The sequence below is a fragment of the Vibrio phycocola genome, from assembly GCF_053850235.1.
The window spans coordinates 130024-148145 of record NZ_JBSQDJ010000003.1 but is presented as its reverse complement, the minus strand read 5'-3'; the positions used below and the strand labels follow the sequence as shown (position 1 = coordinate 148145).

Genomic DNA, 18122 nt, shown 5'->3' with positions numbered 1-18122 from the left:
ACAAACATACTTTCGAGGCTACTATAATGAATAATAGAAACAAGCCACTAAAGATAATTTTCTCAATGCCGATAGTATATCTAACCGGTACATCTTAACAAAGAACTATGCAATCGACTGAAATTCTATCAATAGCTGAACGATTAATTCCTGTTTACCACTCCGAAGATTTTGAAGGCATACTTGATCAAATGACATCGGGGAAGTCTCCTTCTCTTAAGTTACTGGTAAAAATGGAGCTTAATCGACTCATGACACCATGTAATCGCAACGTTGATTTGCGAGGCCGAGTTGCGGGAGAGTGTCATGAATACCATTTAAATGGAATTACGCATTGGCTCGATGATGTTGCATTTAACGATTACCATCGCAATTATAAAAAATTTGGTTCATATACGGACGGTGTATGGGAGTCTCTCTATAATACCCGTAATAACCTTCGTGTTATGCGTGAGCGAGGAACAGAAGAGCAATACAGTCAAGAAGAAGAAACACTCCCCTTTGAAGTTGAAGCAATTCATCTTGGCTACGACTTAAAACGCAAAGAAAATCGTCTTAAAATTCACTCCCAAGTTGAAATTAAACTCTCAAGAAACCAGAAAATTTACGGTGCTACCTCTGACATATCGCCTTCTGGTGCTCGATTCAAAGTCCCAAGCACCTTTGAATATGGATTAGGCGACATTATTGACGTTGAATTTAGTGAGTTCATTAAAAAGCTTGGTATTTACGGCCATCAAGATCCTGTCTCGTATCGTATTCTAGGTATTGATGATATAGATGAAACTGACTCCGTAAAGTACTTACGCGCAATACAGGTAAACGACTCTTCTTTGGTTACACAAATCATTGATTTATCGTTAAAAAATGAAGCTCAACGCGCACGCCATGACAATCAAGATAAAATCATTCGAGCCCGCACTCGTGCGTTTGAACATATGTTTCTTAAGCATGCGTGCCAACTGCCGGTTTTTTTCAGCAACAACGAGCTCAAGGCTGTATTACTGACAGAAAGCAATCAAGATATTTGGCAATACTGGAAAGACGAAAGAAACCAACAGACCTTAAGTGCCATGTTTAACCAAGAAAGAATGGCGTTACTTGCTAAACCTGGTGTAAAGGGAAGCAGCAATACCATTTATAGTTTTAAACATGAGCATGATACTAAAACGTTATTTTTTTCTATGATGATGCCCGAGGCCTCTCCTGAGATTCGTAAGCTATTTTGGCATTTAGGTGCTAAAAGACCATCGTGGCGCGTATTTAAAGTCTCAATATTTGAACTTTCTGAGAAAGAACGACTAAGCCTTGAAACTGAACAACCTGAGTTGACTGAAGATTTAGCCTCGCTCACTCATTTTGGGTTATTGCAGGAAATTGGTGGGCCATCTACGGCTAATGATTACCAGCTCGTCGATAAACCAAATCTTACCAGCAAAGCTCTCGCACCGTTTCGTCAATCGCGAGCCGTCACTGCGACTCCAATGTCCGTTTACTTTGACGCTCGCCCACAGCGTAAAGAACCTCGCTATACCTTACATTCTCCGATCTCATTTTCATTGGATGACAGAGAAATAAATGGATTATCCGTGGACATTTCAAAACGGGGGTTGTGTTTAAAACTCGATGAGCCAATAAGTTCTAAAATTGGGACGACAGCCCTAATCGATTTTAAAGAATTAAAACTATATAACAAAAAACTCCCACTACATCGAGTGGAATACAAAATAGTCCGCGTTGGATCAAATGGTAAAGAAGTTCAATTAGTTATTTTAGACACACCATGGTCGTTAAAAATAATTAACTTCTTCAATCGCCTCATCGATATTAATTTAGATAAGCTAACGATATGCCAAGAAATGTTACCGAGCGACAAGTTACTTGAAGCTTTACACCATATTTTACTTGCTCGTGTAATGTGCTCTCCACTTTTTGTTGAACGAAAACGAACAAATTTGCAAACGAAGGCTATCGGCGTCAATTACCCGTTAGATTCTTGTATAATGATGTTTGCAAAACTAGGCCGTAACGAACGAATTTCACTTGAACCTATTTTCAAAGGACATACTAGTAGTCTTTTAGCACTTCCGATGAAGCATGTTGATGATGCTCACCCTCAATATAATGAGATTTATATTGCCGTTCGGAAATTTGGTGACCGAGTTCGATCTGTTAATGTCAAATTACATAGCGAGTTTGTTAATGTGCGAGAGCGTATAGCGTTCATTGAAGACTCTAAACTGCTTGGAGATGTTTTTGTTATTAGAATGAGTGGAACCCCTGTTTTCGACCCAATAACATCACTACTCAAGCAGGACTTAGCTGAACTAAGCAATATTAGTAGTTATCATGCAAGAACAATTGAGAAAGAAATGTCTACGATTACAGGGTATGGGGAAATCATCGATATTACCGATGAAGTATTAATACGTTTAGAGCTTGCTCGTTAAAAACTAACATGAAAGCCGGGCAACATTTCTTCCCAGCTTTCATCATGGATCTATCTAAATTAGCTGCGGTCTAACCAAGATAGCTTATTTTGCAATGCCAGACTGGCTGACAAGATACATAGTACTCCACCTAACCCAGCATATTTAACCGCGGTTTGCGCTTGTTGCTGAACTTTTGGTTTTGCATGAAAAGCCACCCCTAGCCCAGCAGCAGACATCATCACTAAGTCATTTGCACCATCACCAACGGCAACAGTATTCGCAATATCCAATTGGTATTCATTTGCTAGCTTAAGTAAAATATCGGCTTTAGTCTGAGCAGAAACAACATCACCCAGCACCTTCCCAGTCAATGTTCCATCAATTATTTCAAGGGTATTTGATTCTGCATGATCTAAACCAAGGGTTTGCTGTAAATGACCGGAAAAGTAGGTAAATCCACCGGAAGCAATCGCCGCTTTCCAGCCTAGTTGCTTTAGTGTTCCAACCAATTCCGGTAAATCTGGCATTAATGGCAAGGTACTACGTACTTCCTCAAGAATAGATTCATCTGCACCAGCCAGCTTTCCAACCCGTTGACGTAAACTTTGTTCAAAGTCCAATTCACCTTGCATTGCTCTTTCAGTAACTTCAGAAACTTCTTCGCCTACACCGGCCAATTTAGCGATCTCATCAATACATTCAATTTGAATCGCCGTTGAATCCATATCCATTAACACAAGCCCTGGCTTGGTCAAATCCGGTAAATCGGCGGTTGAAGCGGCATCTAGCTCTAACGCATCAATAATTTCCAAATGTTGTTCTGTCAGTATCCCTGACATAAGAGCAACTTCATAGTGTCCTACTTTCCATGCAGCAACGATGGTGTTTTCAATACCGGTGTAGAAGTCAATCTGTTCAAATTGATCTTCCATCAAAATATCACCAAATAAAATCCAGCCACCTTCTGTTTTGCCCGTTTTGACAACAAAACGTTCAAGTGAGATTCTCTGTAATAATGTCGTATGTTTTTTAATCGACAGTGTTTTCAATGCGTCCATGTAGATAACCCTTGTTTAATTTATCCAGACGTTACCCTATTGCAATTTACAAACGCAAGTCTCAATATGGACAAAATCTGAAATTCTTTACATTTGGTGCTGTATGGATGGTTCTCTTTTCTCATTTCGCGTAGTAATTCGAGGGATTGCGGTTCTCTTGGTTTCTCTGATCTTTTTCTTTACTGTGCAAAATAGCGTAATGATCACTAAGGGTAACGAGCGAATCCAGACCAATCAATTAGAAACTTTAACCAAACTGCTCATTTCTCAAGCCTCACATAGCGCAAGTGAGCCTCTCGCCAATTTAGATCAGGAACGTTTGTTTACTCTAACCAATCAATTAGCAGAAGATCGCCTTGTCTTTGATGCCACTATTTATGATGTTGAAGGCGTTCCATTAGCCGCAAGTGACTCAGCCCGCTCAGTAAGAGATATATTAGGTATTGATACGCCATTAGAAACGGCAAGAATTGGGAGGCAGCAACTTCTCGATCCTATTTTATTGGATAATCGAGTCATCGGGTTTATTCGAATTACCTTTGAGACAGGTAAAGTGACCGCAATTTCCGACCATCATTACCGTAAAAGTGACCGCTATATGTATTTAATGATTTTGGTCAGTTTTATCAGTGGAATATTGCTTACCGTGCTCATCATCAGCAAATCGAAAAACGACAGTAAACAAGAAAACTTATTTCTAAAACAGTAAAGCAAAATAGCAATGAGATAGTATCTCACTATCTCATTGCCGAATAACGACAGTATCGTTACTCCCAACTATCACCCAAAATAATTGAATCAAGTGCAATTTCAATCATTTCATTAAATGTTGTTTGACGCTCTTGAGAGGTTGTCTGCTCACCACGTTTAATATGGTCAGAAACCGTACAAATCGCCAGTGCTTTTGCTCCATACTCTGCCGCCACACCATAGATGCCAGCTGCTTCCATCTCAACACCAACGATGCCGTACTTATCGAGCACATCAAACATGGATGGATCTGGAGTATAGAAAAGTTCAGCCGAAAATAAATTCCCAACTTTCACATCAATACCACGCTTTTCTGCCGCCATCTCAGCCGCTTTCACCATTTTATAATCAGCAATTGCGGCGAAGTCATGATCTTTAAAGCGCATACGGTTCACTTTAGAATCCGTGCATGCGCCCATTCCAATAACAACATCACGCAATTTAATATCGTCACTGACTGCACCACAACTTCCAACTCGAATCACTTTCTTTACGCCATAGTCTTTGAACAACTCGGTTACGTAAATAGAACATGATGGAATTCCCATACCATGCCCCATGACAGAGACTTTACGACCTTGGTAAGTTCCCGTAAATCCAAGCATACTGCGCACATCGCACACTTGTTTTGCATCTTCAAGAAAAGTCTCGGCGATATATTTAGCACGTAAGGGATCGCCAGGCATTAAAACTACGTCGGCAAAATCGCCCATCTCTGCGTTAATATGTGGAGTAGCCATGATTTATTCCTTTATTAATATCTATGTTAATTTCTATGTTTATTTAATCGTTTCGAATGTAATCGTATATGGTAGGAGCAACAGTTTCTTGCTCTCCAATTGTGATTGCTTGAGTTAATCGTTCTGCTGCTCTGTTCCAAGCCTCTTCACTTTGTGCATGAATCATTGCAATAGGTGTTGCGGTATCGACTTGCTCTCCTAATTGAACGATTTGATCAAACCCAACCGCATAGTCAATATTATCCTCTGCACGTTGGCGACCACCACCAAGTTCAACCACAGCCATACCAATGGCATAAGTGTCCATTCGGTTTATAGCGCCTGCTGATGATGCCATCAGTGGTTTACTAATTGCGGCAGGTTTTAAGTAGCGATCATAATGTTCAACAAAATCCGTTGGACCACCGAGTCTGCCAACCATCAGTGAGAACTTTTCTGCAGCCGCACCACTATCTAATGCTCGCTCAAGCTTAATCATTGCGTCATTTTTTGATGTCGATAGACGCCCCAATTGTAGCATTTCCGCCGCCAGCTCCATCGTAACGCTCTTCAGGCGAGGATTTTGATAGTCACCAGTAAGGAAACGAACGGCTTCACGTACTTCAACGCTATTACCGGCAGAACTGGCTAACACTTGGTTCATATCAGTTAAGATTGCAGAGGTTGCGGTACCAGCGCCATTACCTACTGCAACGATTGATTCCGCTAACTGTTGTGACTTCTCATAGGTTGGCATAAACGCACCTGAGCCAACCTTTACATCCATAACTAAACCATCTAGCCCCGCAGCTAACTTCTTGGACAGTATCGATGCGGTAATTAATGAAATACTCTCAACGGTTGCGGTAATATCTCGTGTCGCGTAAAAGCGCTTGTCTGCGGGAGCTAAATCACCGGTCTGGCCAATAATCGCTACTCCCACCTCATGAGTCACTTTTCGGAACAGGTCATAGCTAGGCATAACTTGATAGCCAGGAATTGCAGAAAACTTATCCAGTGTTCCACCCGTGTGCCCCAGCCCTCTTCCTGAAATCATTGGAACATACCCGCCACATGCGGCAACCAATGGGCCAAGCATCAGTGAAACCACATCACCCACTCCACCGGTCGAATGCTTATCCAAAATAGGGCCATCAAAATCAAATGCTGACCAATCAACCACAGTGCCAGAATCTCTCATCGCACAAGTCAAAGCGACACGTTCATCCATCGTCATATTTTGAAAATATACCGCCATGGCAAACGCAGCAATTTGCCCTTCCGAGACTGAATTATCAGTAATCCCTTGAACAAACTGTGATATTTCAGCTTGGTTTAACACCAAACCATCTCGTTTCTTTCGAATAATCTCTTGAGGTAGCAACATGAACTATCCTTAGTGGTTAATATTTAGAATCTGAAGCCACCACATCTTCCCCTAACGTGATCAGAAGATTATTTAATAGGCTCGATGCACCGAAACGGAAGAAGCGTGAAACAACAAACTCTTTCCCCATCAGCTCTTGTGCCATATCCATATAGATACGCGCATCTTCGGCACTTTTAACACCACCTGCCGCCTTAAAACCAACAGTATGAGTATCGCGATATTCACTGATCACTTCCAACATCATCCGAGCAAATTCGGGCGTTGCGTTTACCGCTACTTTGCCAGTAGAAGTTTTAATAAAGTCCGCGCCAGCTTCAATTGAAATTCGAGACGCTTGCTTCACCAATGTTTCTGTTTTCAACTCGCCGACTTCGATAATGACTTTCAATTGAACATTGTCACCACACGCTTTCTTACATTGGCTCACCAATTCAAAACCAATATCTTTATCTCCCGCAATCAGCGCTCGGTAAGGGAAAACAACATCGACTTCATCTGCACCCGCTTTTACTGCCGCAGTCGTTTCCGCAACAGCAACATCTATGTCTGCGTTTCCGTGAGGAAAGTTGGTGACGGTTGCTATCTTAATATCGACAGAGCCAAGCTCTGCTAGTGCCGCTTTTGCAACTTCAATAAATTGCGGATAAATACAGATTGCGGCTGTAGCACCATAGGGTGTTTTGGCTGACTGACACAATGCAATAACTCTTTCGTCAGTATCATCAGAATTTAAAGTGGTTAAATCCATTAAAGTTAACGCTTGTTGCGCTACCATTTGTAACTTTTCCATCGCTGTTCTCCGAGTGCTGTTTCTCACAACTCAATTTGTACCTATAACAATAGGATTAGAGTAACGACTTTATCTATACAACCCTAGTAAAATAAAAAATGTAATCGTTTGGCATAGAAAAATAATGATTTTTTGATGCTTTTTTGTTCAACTTAAGACCACCATCGCCATCAAAAGCCAGTGCATGTCATCATTACTAATACTCAAAAACGAAAAATGGATACAAGCTAACTTGTATCCATTTGAGTATTAATTTGCTTTGAGAGCTCGCTAAATGACCAAATTAAACTCAGGACTATATTCTACCAATCCGTGAATTCCATCTGATGCATCTTGCGTTAACTCGCAAAATTGAAATGCGCCTTTTGGTACATCCCATGGGCATCGAAGACCGATATTTTCTGCCGCTTGAAAACCAAATTGACTATAAAAATCCCCATCACCCAATACAACACACGCTGGATAACTAAAATCGGTAAGAAATTCCAGCCCTTGAGTGACCAGTTGCTTTCCAATCCCTTGATGTTGATGTTCAGGATCAACGGCAAGTGGCGCTAGGCCCTGCCAATGTGTATCAACCCCCTCTACAGTGACAGGACTAAACATAATGTGGCCAATTAATGCCCCATTATCATCACATGCCACAAGGGCCAGGGTAAGATTTGAATTTTCTCGCAATGCCATGACCAATTTAGCTTCTTGATCTCTGGGAAATGTACGCTTTAATAAGCGGTCGACGGCGAGAATATCAGCAGGTGCTTCAGTTCGAATAAGCATTGGTAACCTCATTATGGGATTGAGGAGATTGTAATCCTTTATGCACAAATTCGGCTAGCTGATTTAACATTATTGTTAAGGTTTTCGGTAAGGCGTCAAGATCAATACTGTCCATAAGGTTTTTCACTTCGAGACCAAGTTCGGTATCTCCTTCAATCGACAAGCGGCGTTGAAAGAAAAGTGTATCAGGATCTTCTTTTCGCCCAGCAATCAACACCAAGTCATTTAGCGTGCCACTAAAGCACACATCAGCTATTTGCTCCTGCTCAGATACTACTAATTGTTCATCATTAAAACCGATATACCAATGTAAATCCAAATCAGTCACTTCAACTCTTAACCATTTGCTATCAAGAAACTCAAAATCCCCATCTTCAAGTGCTTCTTTAAATACCATCCGTAGCGCTTCAAGCATGGTTAACCGATGAACAAATTTTGGTAATAACTGGACTGGAGATTTCAAAAGTGTCGCTGCATTTTTAACGATTCCACTATGTATCTTATTAATCACGCTCTATTATCCATTAGGTTGTTAGCGAATATTTCCTATCATACTGAAAGAGATTACGTTCAAACCTGTCTTTTATCAAAAAATCGATCATACTAAGTAGACGACTTTCTAAAACCTATACTCATCACAAGAGTGATGCTCGCTGATTATTTGATGCTAAGCCATTGAATACTAAATAGTGGGAGATAATAAAGGCGACGCCTTCGGAGCATTGATAGTATCGAATATGGTTAAACAAGATATCAAAGATTGGTTCGCTAAATTCACATCGCATAGTCCTTTTTTCTTTGCGATTCTAGACTCACAGCATAATTATGTTGCGGTCAACCAACGCTATATGGATATTGCTGGCTTAAGTAATGATGCGTTAATTGGAATGAATGACAGTAAAGTGTTAGGTGAAAATATTTACCAACACCTTGCTCCTTATTATGCTCGTGCAATTCGAGGTGAGTTGGTTGAAAGTGAGGTGACAATACCCGATCAAAATATTGAAACGACATTGCACATTTCCGTAGCTCCGTTACTCGTTGGAGAAGGCTCGCCATTAATCACCTTTCAAGCATTTGATACGTCTGAAAAACAAATATTAATAAAATCGCTACAAGAATCGGAAAGCAAGTATGCCACACTAACCCACTCGCTCCACGAAGGTTATCTACTTGTTGAGAACGATATAGTGATCACCGCGAACCCTGCAGCGGGGACAATCCTTGGGTTCAATAACTCGAAAGATTTTCTTGGCGAAAAAATTGATGATCTTTTTGTTGATCCTCAAACTCAAACCGCTTTTAAGGCTCCATTTATTGAGTTGTTATCTGACACTCCTACTGACTGCTTATTAAGCACTACATGTCTAACTGAGCGTGCGGTCAGCCTAGTCGCAAAAAAAACGTTGATATTGGGCTCTGAGGCAACGTTAGTTTTGATTAATGCTCCATTAGAATGTGTATCGGATAACAATCAAATAATTGCGTCTGACCCAATGGTTGATCCACTTACTGCACTTTATAATCGTACTGGGTTTACCAAAAGGTTAGATAAGATAATCAGCAGTGATACCCCGTGTATCTTGCTCTACCTAGATATTGATAATTTTAAAAATATTAACGACTCTTTGGGACATCACATTGGTGATAAAGTTATCTGTGAAGTGGCGAATCGCCTCAAACGGTTAATTCCAAAGTCTGCAATATTGGGGCATCTTGGTGCCGATGAATTTGGCATCATTATACCTTCTCCAGACTCAAAAAATGTCGCAGAGCAACTCTCTGACCGAGTAATCTCCGTAATAAATCAACCTTTTGATTTAAATTACTTTAGTAAGCGACTTTCTTGTTCAATTGGCAGTGTTAACTACCCTGGTGATGGCAATGATGCTCGAATTCTATTGCAAAATGCCGATACTGCAATGTACGAAGCCAAAGCTCGCGGGCGTAATAGACTGATTCATTTTGACGATCAAATGAATAAAGAAGCACGAACTCGCTTATGGCTAGAAATCGAGCTGCAAAAAGCACTACAGCAAAGTGGATTAGAAGTTTGGTATCAGCCTAAAGTTGATGCAAGAGACTTTAGTATCAGCGGTGCTGAAGCTTTAGTTCGATGGAAACACCCTGTTGAAGGCTATATTAGCCCTGCAGCATTTATCCCTGTCGCAGAAAAAGCCGGCCTCATAGAGCACCTAGGTCGAGTTGTAATGCGCGAAGTCTTTACCACGATTAAGCGTTGGAAACGTCAAGGGATCTTGCCTGGACGAGTTGCGATTAACCTATCTCCAGAACAATTTTGTAACGCCAAATTGATTGAATATATGGAGAAGTTGCTAAAAACTACTCAAGTTGATGCGAATTATATCACTTTTGAACTGACCGAAAGTGCTGTTATGAGTAATGGTGAGCATACTTTACAGATGCTTAACTCAATTAAAAAGTTAGGTTTTTCCCTCTCAATCGACGACTTTGGGACTGGCTATTCATCATTAGCGTATCTTGCACGTTTCCCAATTGATGAGCTAAAAATAGACCGCTCATTTATTACCGAGCTTGATGTTCTGCCAAAGCAAGTAACGGTTATTGAAAATATCATCAACTTAGGCCGCTCTTTAGACTTACTTGTCGTTGCAGAAGGTGTCGAAACGAAGCAACAGGCAATGTTGCTATCGAGTATGAAGTGCAACTCTATTCAGGGGTTTCATTTCCACCGACCTCAGCCGAAACATGAGATAGAAGCTCTCTTTGCAAAGAACCGCCGAGCAAAAAAGCAGTGATCGAATATAACCACACATAGATTTACGCAAACCTGCCTTATGTCAAAATCATATATGTATTTTTTCCATAAAATACATATATTTCCTGCATATTGGTACAGACTTTCATGGAACTACTCTGCCCTGCTGGCAACTTGCCAGCTCTTAAAACCGCTATCGATTGTGGGGCCGATGCCGTTTATATCGGCTTCAAAGACGAAACGAATGCACGTCATTTTGCTGGCTTAAACTTTACTGGAAAAAAACTCGATAAAGCCGTTCAATACGTCCATGATCGTGACAAAAAAATTCATGTCGCATTAAATACATTTGCCCACCCTGAACGCTTTAATCGGTGGACTCAAGCCGTTGACAACGCAGCAGACCTTGGTGTCGATGCATTAATTATCGCTGATATAGCACTTTTAGAATACGCGGCAAATCGTTACCCAGATCTTGAACTCCATTTATCGGTACAGGCATCCGCAACGAACAGTGCTGCAATTGAGTTCTATAAACAACAATTTAACGTAAAACGCGTCGTATTACCGAGAGTACTCTCCATTCATCAGGTTAGACAATTGTCTCAATCGATACCACATGGGGTCGATTTGGAGGTTTTTGCCTTTGGTAGCTTGTGCATTATGTCTGAAGGTCGATGCTACCTATCTTCCTATATGACAGGTGAATCTCCGAATACTGTGGGAGCCTGCTCCCCAGCTAAGTACGTCCGCTGGCAAGAAAAGCCAGAAGGCTTAGAGTCGCGCCTCAATGAAATCCTAATCGATAAGTATGCCCAGGGGGAAAATGCGGGGTATCCAACTTTATGTAAAGGGCGTTTTGTTGCTGAATTAGATAATCAAACTAAGCCATATCATGCTCTTGAAGAGCCCACAAGCCTTAATACATTATCGCTGTTACCTGAGCTTTTCGCCGCTAACGTCGCATCGGTAAAAATAGAAGGTCGCCAGCGTAGTCCTGCTTATGTTGAACAAGTGACAAGAACATGGCGCGCTGCAATTGATACCTATATCGCCAACCCACAAACCTACCAGGTGTCTGATACTTGGAATTCAACCTTAGCCAACTTGTCTGAAGGGACGCAAACTACGCTTGGCGCCTATCATCGTCAATGGCAATAAAAGGAAGTTAATTTAATGAAATATGCACTTGGCCCTTTACTCTATTTTTGGTCGAAACAGGATACCGAAGCGTTTTACAACAAAACAAATGAGTCACAAGCTGATATTATTTACCTCGGTGAAACAGTGTGCTCTAAGCGTAGAGAGTTCAAACCTGAAGATTGGCTTAGTACCGCGAGAACTCTTGCTGACAATGGCAAACAAGTTGTGCTATCCACAATGGCTTTACTCGAGTCACGAAGTGAACTCAGTGTGATGAAGCAATATATTGATAACGGTGAGTTTATTATTGAAGCCAATGATATTTCTGCGATACAACTTGCTCAACAGGCAAAGATTCCTTTTGTCGTCGGCCCCGCCGTCAATGTCTACAACGCTCAAACCTTAGCACTATTTTTAAAACAAGGAATGATACGTTGGTGTATGCCGGTAGAGTTATCGCGTGATTGGCTGATCAACACGCTAGCCGGGTGTGATGAACTTGGAATAAAGAACAAGTTCGAAATAGAGCTGTTCAGCCACGGTTACCTGCCTCTGGCTTATTCTGCTCGTTGCTTTACTGCTCGCGCAGAAGATAAACCCAAGGATAAATGTGAAAAATGCTGCATCAATTACCCAACTGGTATTCAAGTGAACAGCCAAGAAGGGCAAGCGGTATTTAATCTAAATGGGATCCAAACTCAGTCTGGATATTGCTACAATTTAATCAATGACCTACCAAGTATGAAAGGGATTGTCGATGTAGTTCGATTAAGTCCTTTGGGGGTCGAAACCTTTAGTCAATTAGATAAATTCAAAGCTAACGAAGCTGGCTTACATCCAGAAAAGCTGAATAACTATGAATGCAATGGATATTGGCATCAGTTAGCGGGACTAGAAATCTGCAACAGCTAGTTCCAAATAGCGACAGTCAAAATCGCAATAGAAATAAAATAGCGATACTGCATCAGGAGTGCAATATCGCTATGTTAAGAAACGTTTTAGCCAACCTCAAACGAAGCAGAATTTTTGAGTCTTATTCTCATTCCACCGGTAATTCGTCAAGCTGCTGCAATTGGAAGTAAATACCTTCTAATTCAAGTGACGCATACCGATGCTCGACATACTCGTATACATTAAATGCCATCGCTAATTTAAATAGAGAAATGGCACTTGCATACTTTCCTAACAATGCATCTCGCTTTCCTAGGTAAAAGTACACCTCGGTTAATCGCTCGGCCAATACTTGATTATCTCGAGTGCCTTCCAATGTTTCATTGAATAAATCAGTCGCTGACAAATTACCCAACATCATGGCGACAATGTTCCATCCCCACTCTTCATCATTTCCATAATTAACGTAAGCTTGATTCAAGTTTTTATGGGCATCAACAGGGTCAGTTTCAAATTCTATCAAGTAGTACCATATAAAGGCGAATGGGTCATCGACCTGGGCATTTTTTAACTTATTGATTTCTTCTAAAGCAATCGTAGGGCGATGACCATAATAAAGGGCGATAGCTTGATTACGCATTGTAAACACATTGTTTTCATCCAGCTCTAAACTTGAACCAAATGCTTCATACGCGGAATCGAAGTCTCCAACCTGAGTAAAATATACGCCAAGCATATTAAACACTTGTGACTGAGCCGGATTGTAACGTAGAGATTGTTCAAAATCGTAACGTGCTAAATTTCTCAGACCAAGAAGATCGTAATTATTACCACGTTCAAAATAGATTTTAGCTCGCAAATCGTCCGAAAGGTCGTCACGCTGGAGTAATTGGCTAAGACGAACAAGCTGTACTTCTTTGTCAACTGGCGCTTGAAGGGGACGTGCCATAGGAGGAAATACCCAAGATGATGATGGTGGTGTTGAGGAACAACCGACTGCAAGCAATACAGTTAAGCTCAGCACAACCGCTTTAATCCAATTCAATTCAAACTCCTACGTAATTCCACTGCATTACAGTTTTTCACTAATCATATTAGTAACTATAGCATCGTTCTATTAAAACTACTGATACAAAAGTATCAATAATTGCGATATTAACATATTGAATATAGGCTACTAATCATAAGAAACCTACATAAAAAAAGGGAGCCAATGGCTCCCTTTAGATACTTTATTGTTGAATCATTTACTCGGCATCAGCTGCTGGCTTTTCAGCACCTTCAGCTGGCTTTTCAACGGCCTCTTTCATGCTAAGACGTACACGACCTTGACGGTCGATTTCAAGTACTTTAACTTGAACTTCTTGACCTTCAGCTAAGTAGTCAGAGACTTTCTCAACACGCTTATCTGCAATTTGAGAAATGTGTACGAGACCATCTTTACCAGGAAGAATTGTCACAAATGCGCCGAAATCAGCAAGACGTGCAACTTTACCCGTGTAGATACGACCAACTTCAACTTCAGCAGTGATCTCTTCGATACGACGAATCGCTTCTTTTGCAGCTGCGCCTTCAGTGGCTGCAATCTTAATGGTGCCATCATCACCGATTTCGATTGTAGTGCCTGTTTCTTCAGTCAAAGAACGAATAACTGCACCGCCTTTACCGATAACATCTTTGATTTTCTCAGAGCTGATCTTCATCGTGTAGATACGAGGAGCGAACTCAGAGATTTCTTCGCGTGAGCTAGAAAGAGCTTCATCCATAACAGAAAGAATGTGCAAGCGAGCACCTTTTGCTTGGTTCAACGCCATTTGCATAATTTCTTTGGTGATACCTTCGATCTTAATGTCCATTTGAAGTGCAGTAACACCGTTAGAGCTACCTGCTACTTTAAAGTCCATGTCACCTAGGTGATCTTCATCGCCAAGAATGTCAGAAAGAACAACGAAGTCATCGCCTTCTTTCACAAGACCCATTGCGATACCCGCAACAGATGCTTTAATTGGAACACCTGCGTCCATAAGTGCTAGAGAAGTACCACAAACCGAAGCCATCGAAGATGAACCGTTTGATTCTGTGATCTCAGAAACAACACGAACGGTGTACGGGAACTCTTCTGGAGTTGGCATTACCGCTGCGATACCACGTTTTGCTAGACGACCATGGCCGATTTCACGACGCTTAGGCGAGCCAACAAATCCAGTTTCACCAACACAGTATGGAGGGAAGTTATAGTGAAGCAAGAAGTGATCTTTACGCTCACCCGTTAACTCATCAATGATTTGCGCATCACGCTGTGTACCAAGTGTTGCGGTAACGATAGCCTGAGTTTCGCCACGAGTGAACAAAGACGAACCGTGAACACGTGGAAGTACGCCTGTACGTACGTCAAGTGCGCGAACCATGTCTTTCTCACGACCATCAATACGTGGAGCACCAGAAATAATGCGACCGCGTACAACTGTTTTTTCCAGTGAGTGGAAGATATCTTTCACTTCAGCAGTATCGATGCTCTCATCTTGAGCGACTAATGTTTCAACAACTTGATCACGAATTACGGCAACTTGGTCGTAACGAGCCATTTTATCTGTAATTTGGTAAGCTTCAACCAAGCCAGTTTCGGCTAGTTCTGCTATTTTTGCTTTTAGCTCAACATTTTCAACTGGTGCAACCCAATCCCAAGATGGCGTTGCAACTTCAGCAGCAAACTCATTGATTGCATTGATTACAGCTTGTTGTTGATCATGGCCGTAAACAACTGCAGCAAGCATTTCTTCTTCCGTTAGGATATCGGCTTCAGATTCAACCATTAATACGGCATTTTGCGTACCAGCGACAACAAGATCCAAGCGAGACTCAGCTAACTCAGTTTGGCTTGGGTTTAGTACTAACTGACCATCAATATGACCAACACGAGCTGCGCCGATTGGGCCATTGAATGGTAGGCCAGAAATGCTCAATGCAGCAGAAGTACCAATCAATGCTGGAATATCAGGTTGAACGTCTGGGTTAACTGCCATAACGGTCGCGATGATTTGAACTTCGTTAGTGAACCCTTCTGGGAACAGTGGACGAACTGGGCGGTCAATCAGGCGAGAAGTTAAGGTTTCGCCTTCTGATGGACGTCCTTCACGCTTGAAGAAACCACCAGGGATTTTACCTGCTGCGTAAGTACGTTCTTGGTAGTTAACCGTTAGCGGGAAGAAATCTTGGCCTTGTACCGCATTTTTCTTACCAACAACTGATACAAAAACAGAAGTATCATCCATTGTAACCATAACACCAGCGGTTGCTTGACGAGCAATCACACCAGTTTCTAACGTTACGGTATGGTTACCGTATTGAAATGTCTTAACGACTGGTTTTTCGAACATTAATATTTCCTTTTCTAGGAGTTCCTAGATATTTATTATCAATACTCCAAACACTACTAATCGCGACTAATAAAAAGAGTCTATTTTAATTAAAACCCTTTTGAGTAGTCGCGACCTGCTGGCCGACTTCGGTGACTGTAATGTTTGAGCCTAATTGTCTTGATTTAAAAACAAATAAAGACGCTGGCTAGTATAAACTACTAACCAGTAAATGTGCCAAGTTTAGGCATTAAAAAAGGGGCATTAAGCCCCTTTTTTATTAAAATCCAGTTCTTAGCGACGTAAGCCAAGACGTTGGATTAGAGTGTGGTAACGATCTAGATCTTTACCTTTAAGGTAATCTAGAAGTTTACGACGGCTTGAAACCATGCGTAAAAGACCACGACGGCTATGGTGATCGCCTTTGTGCTCTTTGAAGTGACCTTGTAGGTGGTTAATAGAAGCTGTAAGTAGTGCTACTTGTACTTCTGGTGAACCAGTGTCGCCTTCGCCACGTGCGTAATCTGCTACGATAGCTGCTTTAGTTTCTGCATTCAGAGACATAATTCTCTCCTGAGAGTTAAAGTTTAAAGTTTGTGTAAGCCAATCTCTGATTCAGCCTACACGAGGAAGCGGGATTATAGGGAATTCCCCTCAATATAGCAACTAGCATATTGAGTATTTAAAGTAATTAAGATCAAGCCTCTTCGTCTCGAAATACAACTAAACGTTTCGGTGCCACTTTGCCATCATTATCAATAATGCCAACACCAATAAACAAACGCTCATCACCGGCGGTAATTCGGACTTGCCCAGATGTAGGTGCTCCAAATACTTGTACTGGTTGACCGTGTAATACATGATCAGCTAGCTCTGGTATCACGTTCACTTCTACGAGGTCTTGAACGGCGGTGTCCATCGACAGTAGTAGTGGATCTAAAAGCTCTTTCGGTGCAATATCTTGCTCTTTTGCTTGCTCAAGCAATTGATTAAGTTGCTCTAAACTCACCATTTGTTCGTAAGGGTAATTGGCAACTTCAGTTCGCCGTAAATCAATCACATGTGCACCGCAACCTAGCATTTCGCCCAAGTCATCAACAATGGTTCTGATATAAGTGCCTTTTGAGCAGTGCACTTCCATTTCGACTTCAACGCCTTCAAAGCGCAGCAAATTGATATCGTATACGGTAATTTTTCGCGGCTCACGAGGAATATCAATCCCTTCACGGGCGTATTCATATAGCGGTCGGCCTTCAAACTTCAATGCTGAAAACATCGAAGGAACCTGATCGGTTTCGCCACGAAAGGTTTCTATCTTTGCTAATAAATCAGTTTGATCGACATTTACGTCACGAGTTTCAACCACTTCACCATCGGAGTCAGATGTATTGGTCCGCTCGCCAAGCTTAGCAATAACACGATATTTCTTATCGGAATCAAGCAAGAACTGTGAAAACTTAGTCGCTTCTCCCAAACAGATTGGAAGCATTCCTGTCGCCAAAGGATCAAGAGCTCCAGTATGCCCTGCTTTTTCTGCAAAGAAGATACGCTTTACTTTTTGTAGAGCATCGTTAGATGAGATTCCCGTAGGCTTGTCGAGTAATAACACACCATCAATAGGTCTTCCCTTACGACGACGAGCCATTATTCTTCTTCTCCACGACCTGCTTCAGCTTTACGCTCATTGTCTTTTGCTACAGTATCAGAGACTAAGTTAGACATGCGCATCCCTTCAACAAGCGTGCTGTCATAGTAAAAGCGAATCTCAGGGGTTAAGCGCAAACGAATTCGTTTACCTAACGTCATCCTAATCGACACTTCATGCTCACGCAATGCCGCTAAAGAGCTTTCTGGTGTTTGCTCTCCAACACATAAAAAGGTAACAAAAACCTTAGCATAAGCGAGATCTCGAGAAACTTCGACATCAGAGATCGTTACCATACCAAGGCGAGAGTCACGAACTTCTCGCTGTATTATCATCGCAATTTCTTTTTGCAGCTGTTGCGATACTCGCTGCGTACGACTAAATTCTTTCGCCATCTTATATTTCTCTCACATAGATAGAAAGAATGGGGG

16 protein-coding genes are annotated in these 18122 nt (G+C 41.5%); 5 read left to right on the top strand and 11 right to left on the bottom strand.

All coding sequences use genetic code 11. The annotated features are described in order from the left end of the window. The first annotated feature begins 107 nt into the window (after nucleotides 1-107). The gene (locus ACWU4D_RS06865; protein WP_456050662.1) at nucleotides 108-2450 is read left to right on the top strand and encodes a PilZ domain-containing protein; all 2343 of its coding nucleotides are present in this window, start codon (nucleotides 108-110) and stop codon (nucleotides 2448-2450) included. A gap of 59 nt (nucleotides 2451-2509) precedes the next feature. Here the strand turns inward: ACWU4D_RS06865 and serB are convergent, their stop codons facing one another. Continuing rightward, the gene (serB, locus tag ACWU4D_RS06860; protein WP_456050661.1) at nucleotides 2510-3490 is read right to left on the bottom strand and encodes a phosphoserine phosphatase; all 981 of its coding nucleotides are present in this window, start codon (nucleotides 3488-3490) and stop codon (nucleotides 2510-2512) included. Between the two features lie 103 nt (nucleotides 3491-3593). Here serB and ACWU4D_RS06855 point away from each other — a divergent pair, with 103 nt between their 5' ends. After that, entirely contained in the window at nucleotides 3594-4199 is a 606-nt protein-coding gene (locus ACWU4D_RS06855) for a YtjB family periplasmic protein (RefSeq protein WP_456050660.1), read from the top strand. A 58-nt stretch (nucleotides 4200-4257) separates the two neighbouring features. On the opposite strand, the gene deoD is transcribed toward ACWU4D_RS06855, so the two are convergent. The 5 genes from deoD to ubiT all read right to left on the bottom strand — a co-directional run bounded on the left by deoD (nucleotide 4258) and on the right by ubiT (nucleotide 8427). Then, nucleotides 4258-4980, bottom strand: a complete 723-nt coding sequence (deoD, locus tag ACWU4D_RS06850; RefSeq protein ID WP_456050659.1) for a purine-nucleoside phosphorylase — start codon at nucleotides 4978-4980, stop codon at nucleotides 4258-4260. Nucleotides 4981-5023: 43 nt separating this feature from the next. Beyond that, nucleotides 5024-6346: a thymidine phosphorylase gene (deoA, locus tag ACWU4D_RS06845; protein WP_456050658.1), complete on the bottom strand. Its 1323-nt coding sequence runs from the start codon at nucleotides 6344-6346 to the stop codon at nucleotides 5024-5026. Nucleotides 6347-6362: 16 nt separating this feature from the next. Then, a complete protein-coding gene (gene deoC / locus ACWU4D_RS06840; protein ID WP_456050657.1) occupies nucleotides 6363-7139 on the bottom strand; it encodes a deoxyribose-phosphate aldolase in 777 nt (258 codons plus the stop codon). A gap of 270 nt (nucleotides 7140-7409) precedes the next feature. Then, nucleotides 7410-7916 (bottom strand): GNAT family N-acetyltransferase, encoded by a 507-nt coding sequence (locus ACWU4D_RS06835; protein ID WP_456050656.1) that lies wholly within the window; start codon nucleotides 7914-7916, stop codon nucleotides 7410-7412. Continuing rightward, entirely contained in the window at nucleotides 7900-8427 is a 528-nt protein-coding gene (gene ubiT, locus ACWU4D_RS06830) for a ubiquinone anaerobic biosynthesis accessory factor UbiT (protein ID WP_456050655.1), read from the bottom strand. The genes ACWU4D_RS06835 and ubiT overlap by 17 nt, the downstream gene beginning before the upstream one ends. Nucleotides 8428-8653: 226 nt before the next feature. Here ubiT and ACWU4D_RS06825 point away from each other — a divergent pair, with 226 nt between their 5' ends. The 3 genes from ACWU4D_RS06825 (at nucleotide 8654) to ACWU4D_RS06815 (ending at nucleotide 12711) form a co-directional block, all read left to right on the top strand. After that, a complete protein-coding gene (locus ACWU4D_RS06825) occupies nucleotides 8654-10696 on the top strand; it encodes an EAL domain-containing protein (RefSeq protein ID WP_456050689.1) in 2043 nt (680 codons plus the stop codon). Nucleotides 10697-10803: 107 nt separating this feature from the next. Then, nucleotides 10804-11817 (top strand): ubiquinone anaerobic biosynthesis protein UbiU, encoded by a 1014-nt coding sequence (gene ubiU, locus ACWU4D_RS06820; protein WP_456050654.1) that lies wholly within the window; start codon nucleotides 10804-10806, stop codon nucleotides 11815-11817. 15 nt (nucleotides 11818-11832) lie between these two features. After that, nucleotides 11833-12711 (top strand): U32 family peptidase, encoded by an 879-nt coding sequence (locus ACWU4D_RS06815; RefSeq protein WP_456050653.1) that lies wholly within the window; start codon nucleotides 11833-11835, stop codon nucleotides 12709-12711. A 127-nt stretch (nucleotides 12712-12838) separates the two neighbouring features. Here the strand turns inward: ACWU4D_RS06815 and nlpI are convergent, their stop codons facing one another. From nlpI to rbfA, 5 genes are all read right to left on the bottom strand, one after another. Continuing rightward, complete coding sequence (gene nlpI, locus ACWU4D_RS06810) at nucleotides 12839-13735, bottom strand: lipoprotein NlpI (RefSeq protein ID WP_456050652.1); 897 nt, start codon at nucleotides 13733-13735, stop codon at nucleotides 12839-12841. A 202-nt stretch (nucleotides 13736-13937) separates the two neighbouring features. After that, entirely contained in the window at nucleotides 13938-16067 is a 2130-nt protein-coding gene (gene pnp / locus ACWU4D_RS06805) for a polyribonucleotide nucleotidyltransferase (RefSeq protein ID WP_456050651.1), read from the bottom strand. Between the two features lie 273 nt (nucleotides 16068-16340). Further along, nucleotides 16341-16610 carry a 30S ribosomal protein S15 gene (rpsO, locus tag ACWU4D_RS06800; protein ID WP_456050650.1) on the bottom strand — a complete coding sequence of 90 codons (270 nt, stop codon included), beginning with the start codon at nucleotides 16608-16610 and terminating at the stop codon, nucleotides 16341-16343. A gap of 133 nt (nucleotides 16611-16743) precedes the next feature. Continuing rightward, nucleotides 16744-17691, bottom strand: a complete 948-nt coding sequence (truB, locus tag ACWU4D_RS06795) for a tRNA pseudouridine(55) synthase TruB (RefSeq protein WP_456050649.1) — start codon at nucleotides 17689-17691, stop codon at nucleotides 16744-16746. After that, nucleotides 17691-18086: a 30S ribosome-binding factor RbfA gene (gene rbfA / locus ACWU4D_RS06790; RefSeq protein ID WP_456050648.1), complete on the bottom strand. Its 396-nt coding sequence runs from the start codon at nucleotides 18084-18086 to the stop codon at nucleotides 17691-17693. Before rbfA ends, truB begins: the two co-directional genes overlap by 1 nt. Nucleotides 18087-18122 lie beyond the last annotated feature (36 nt).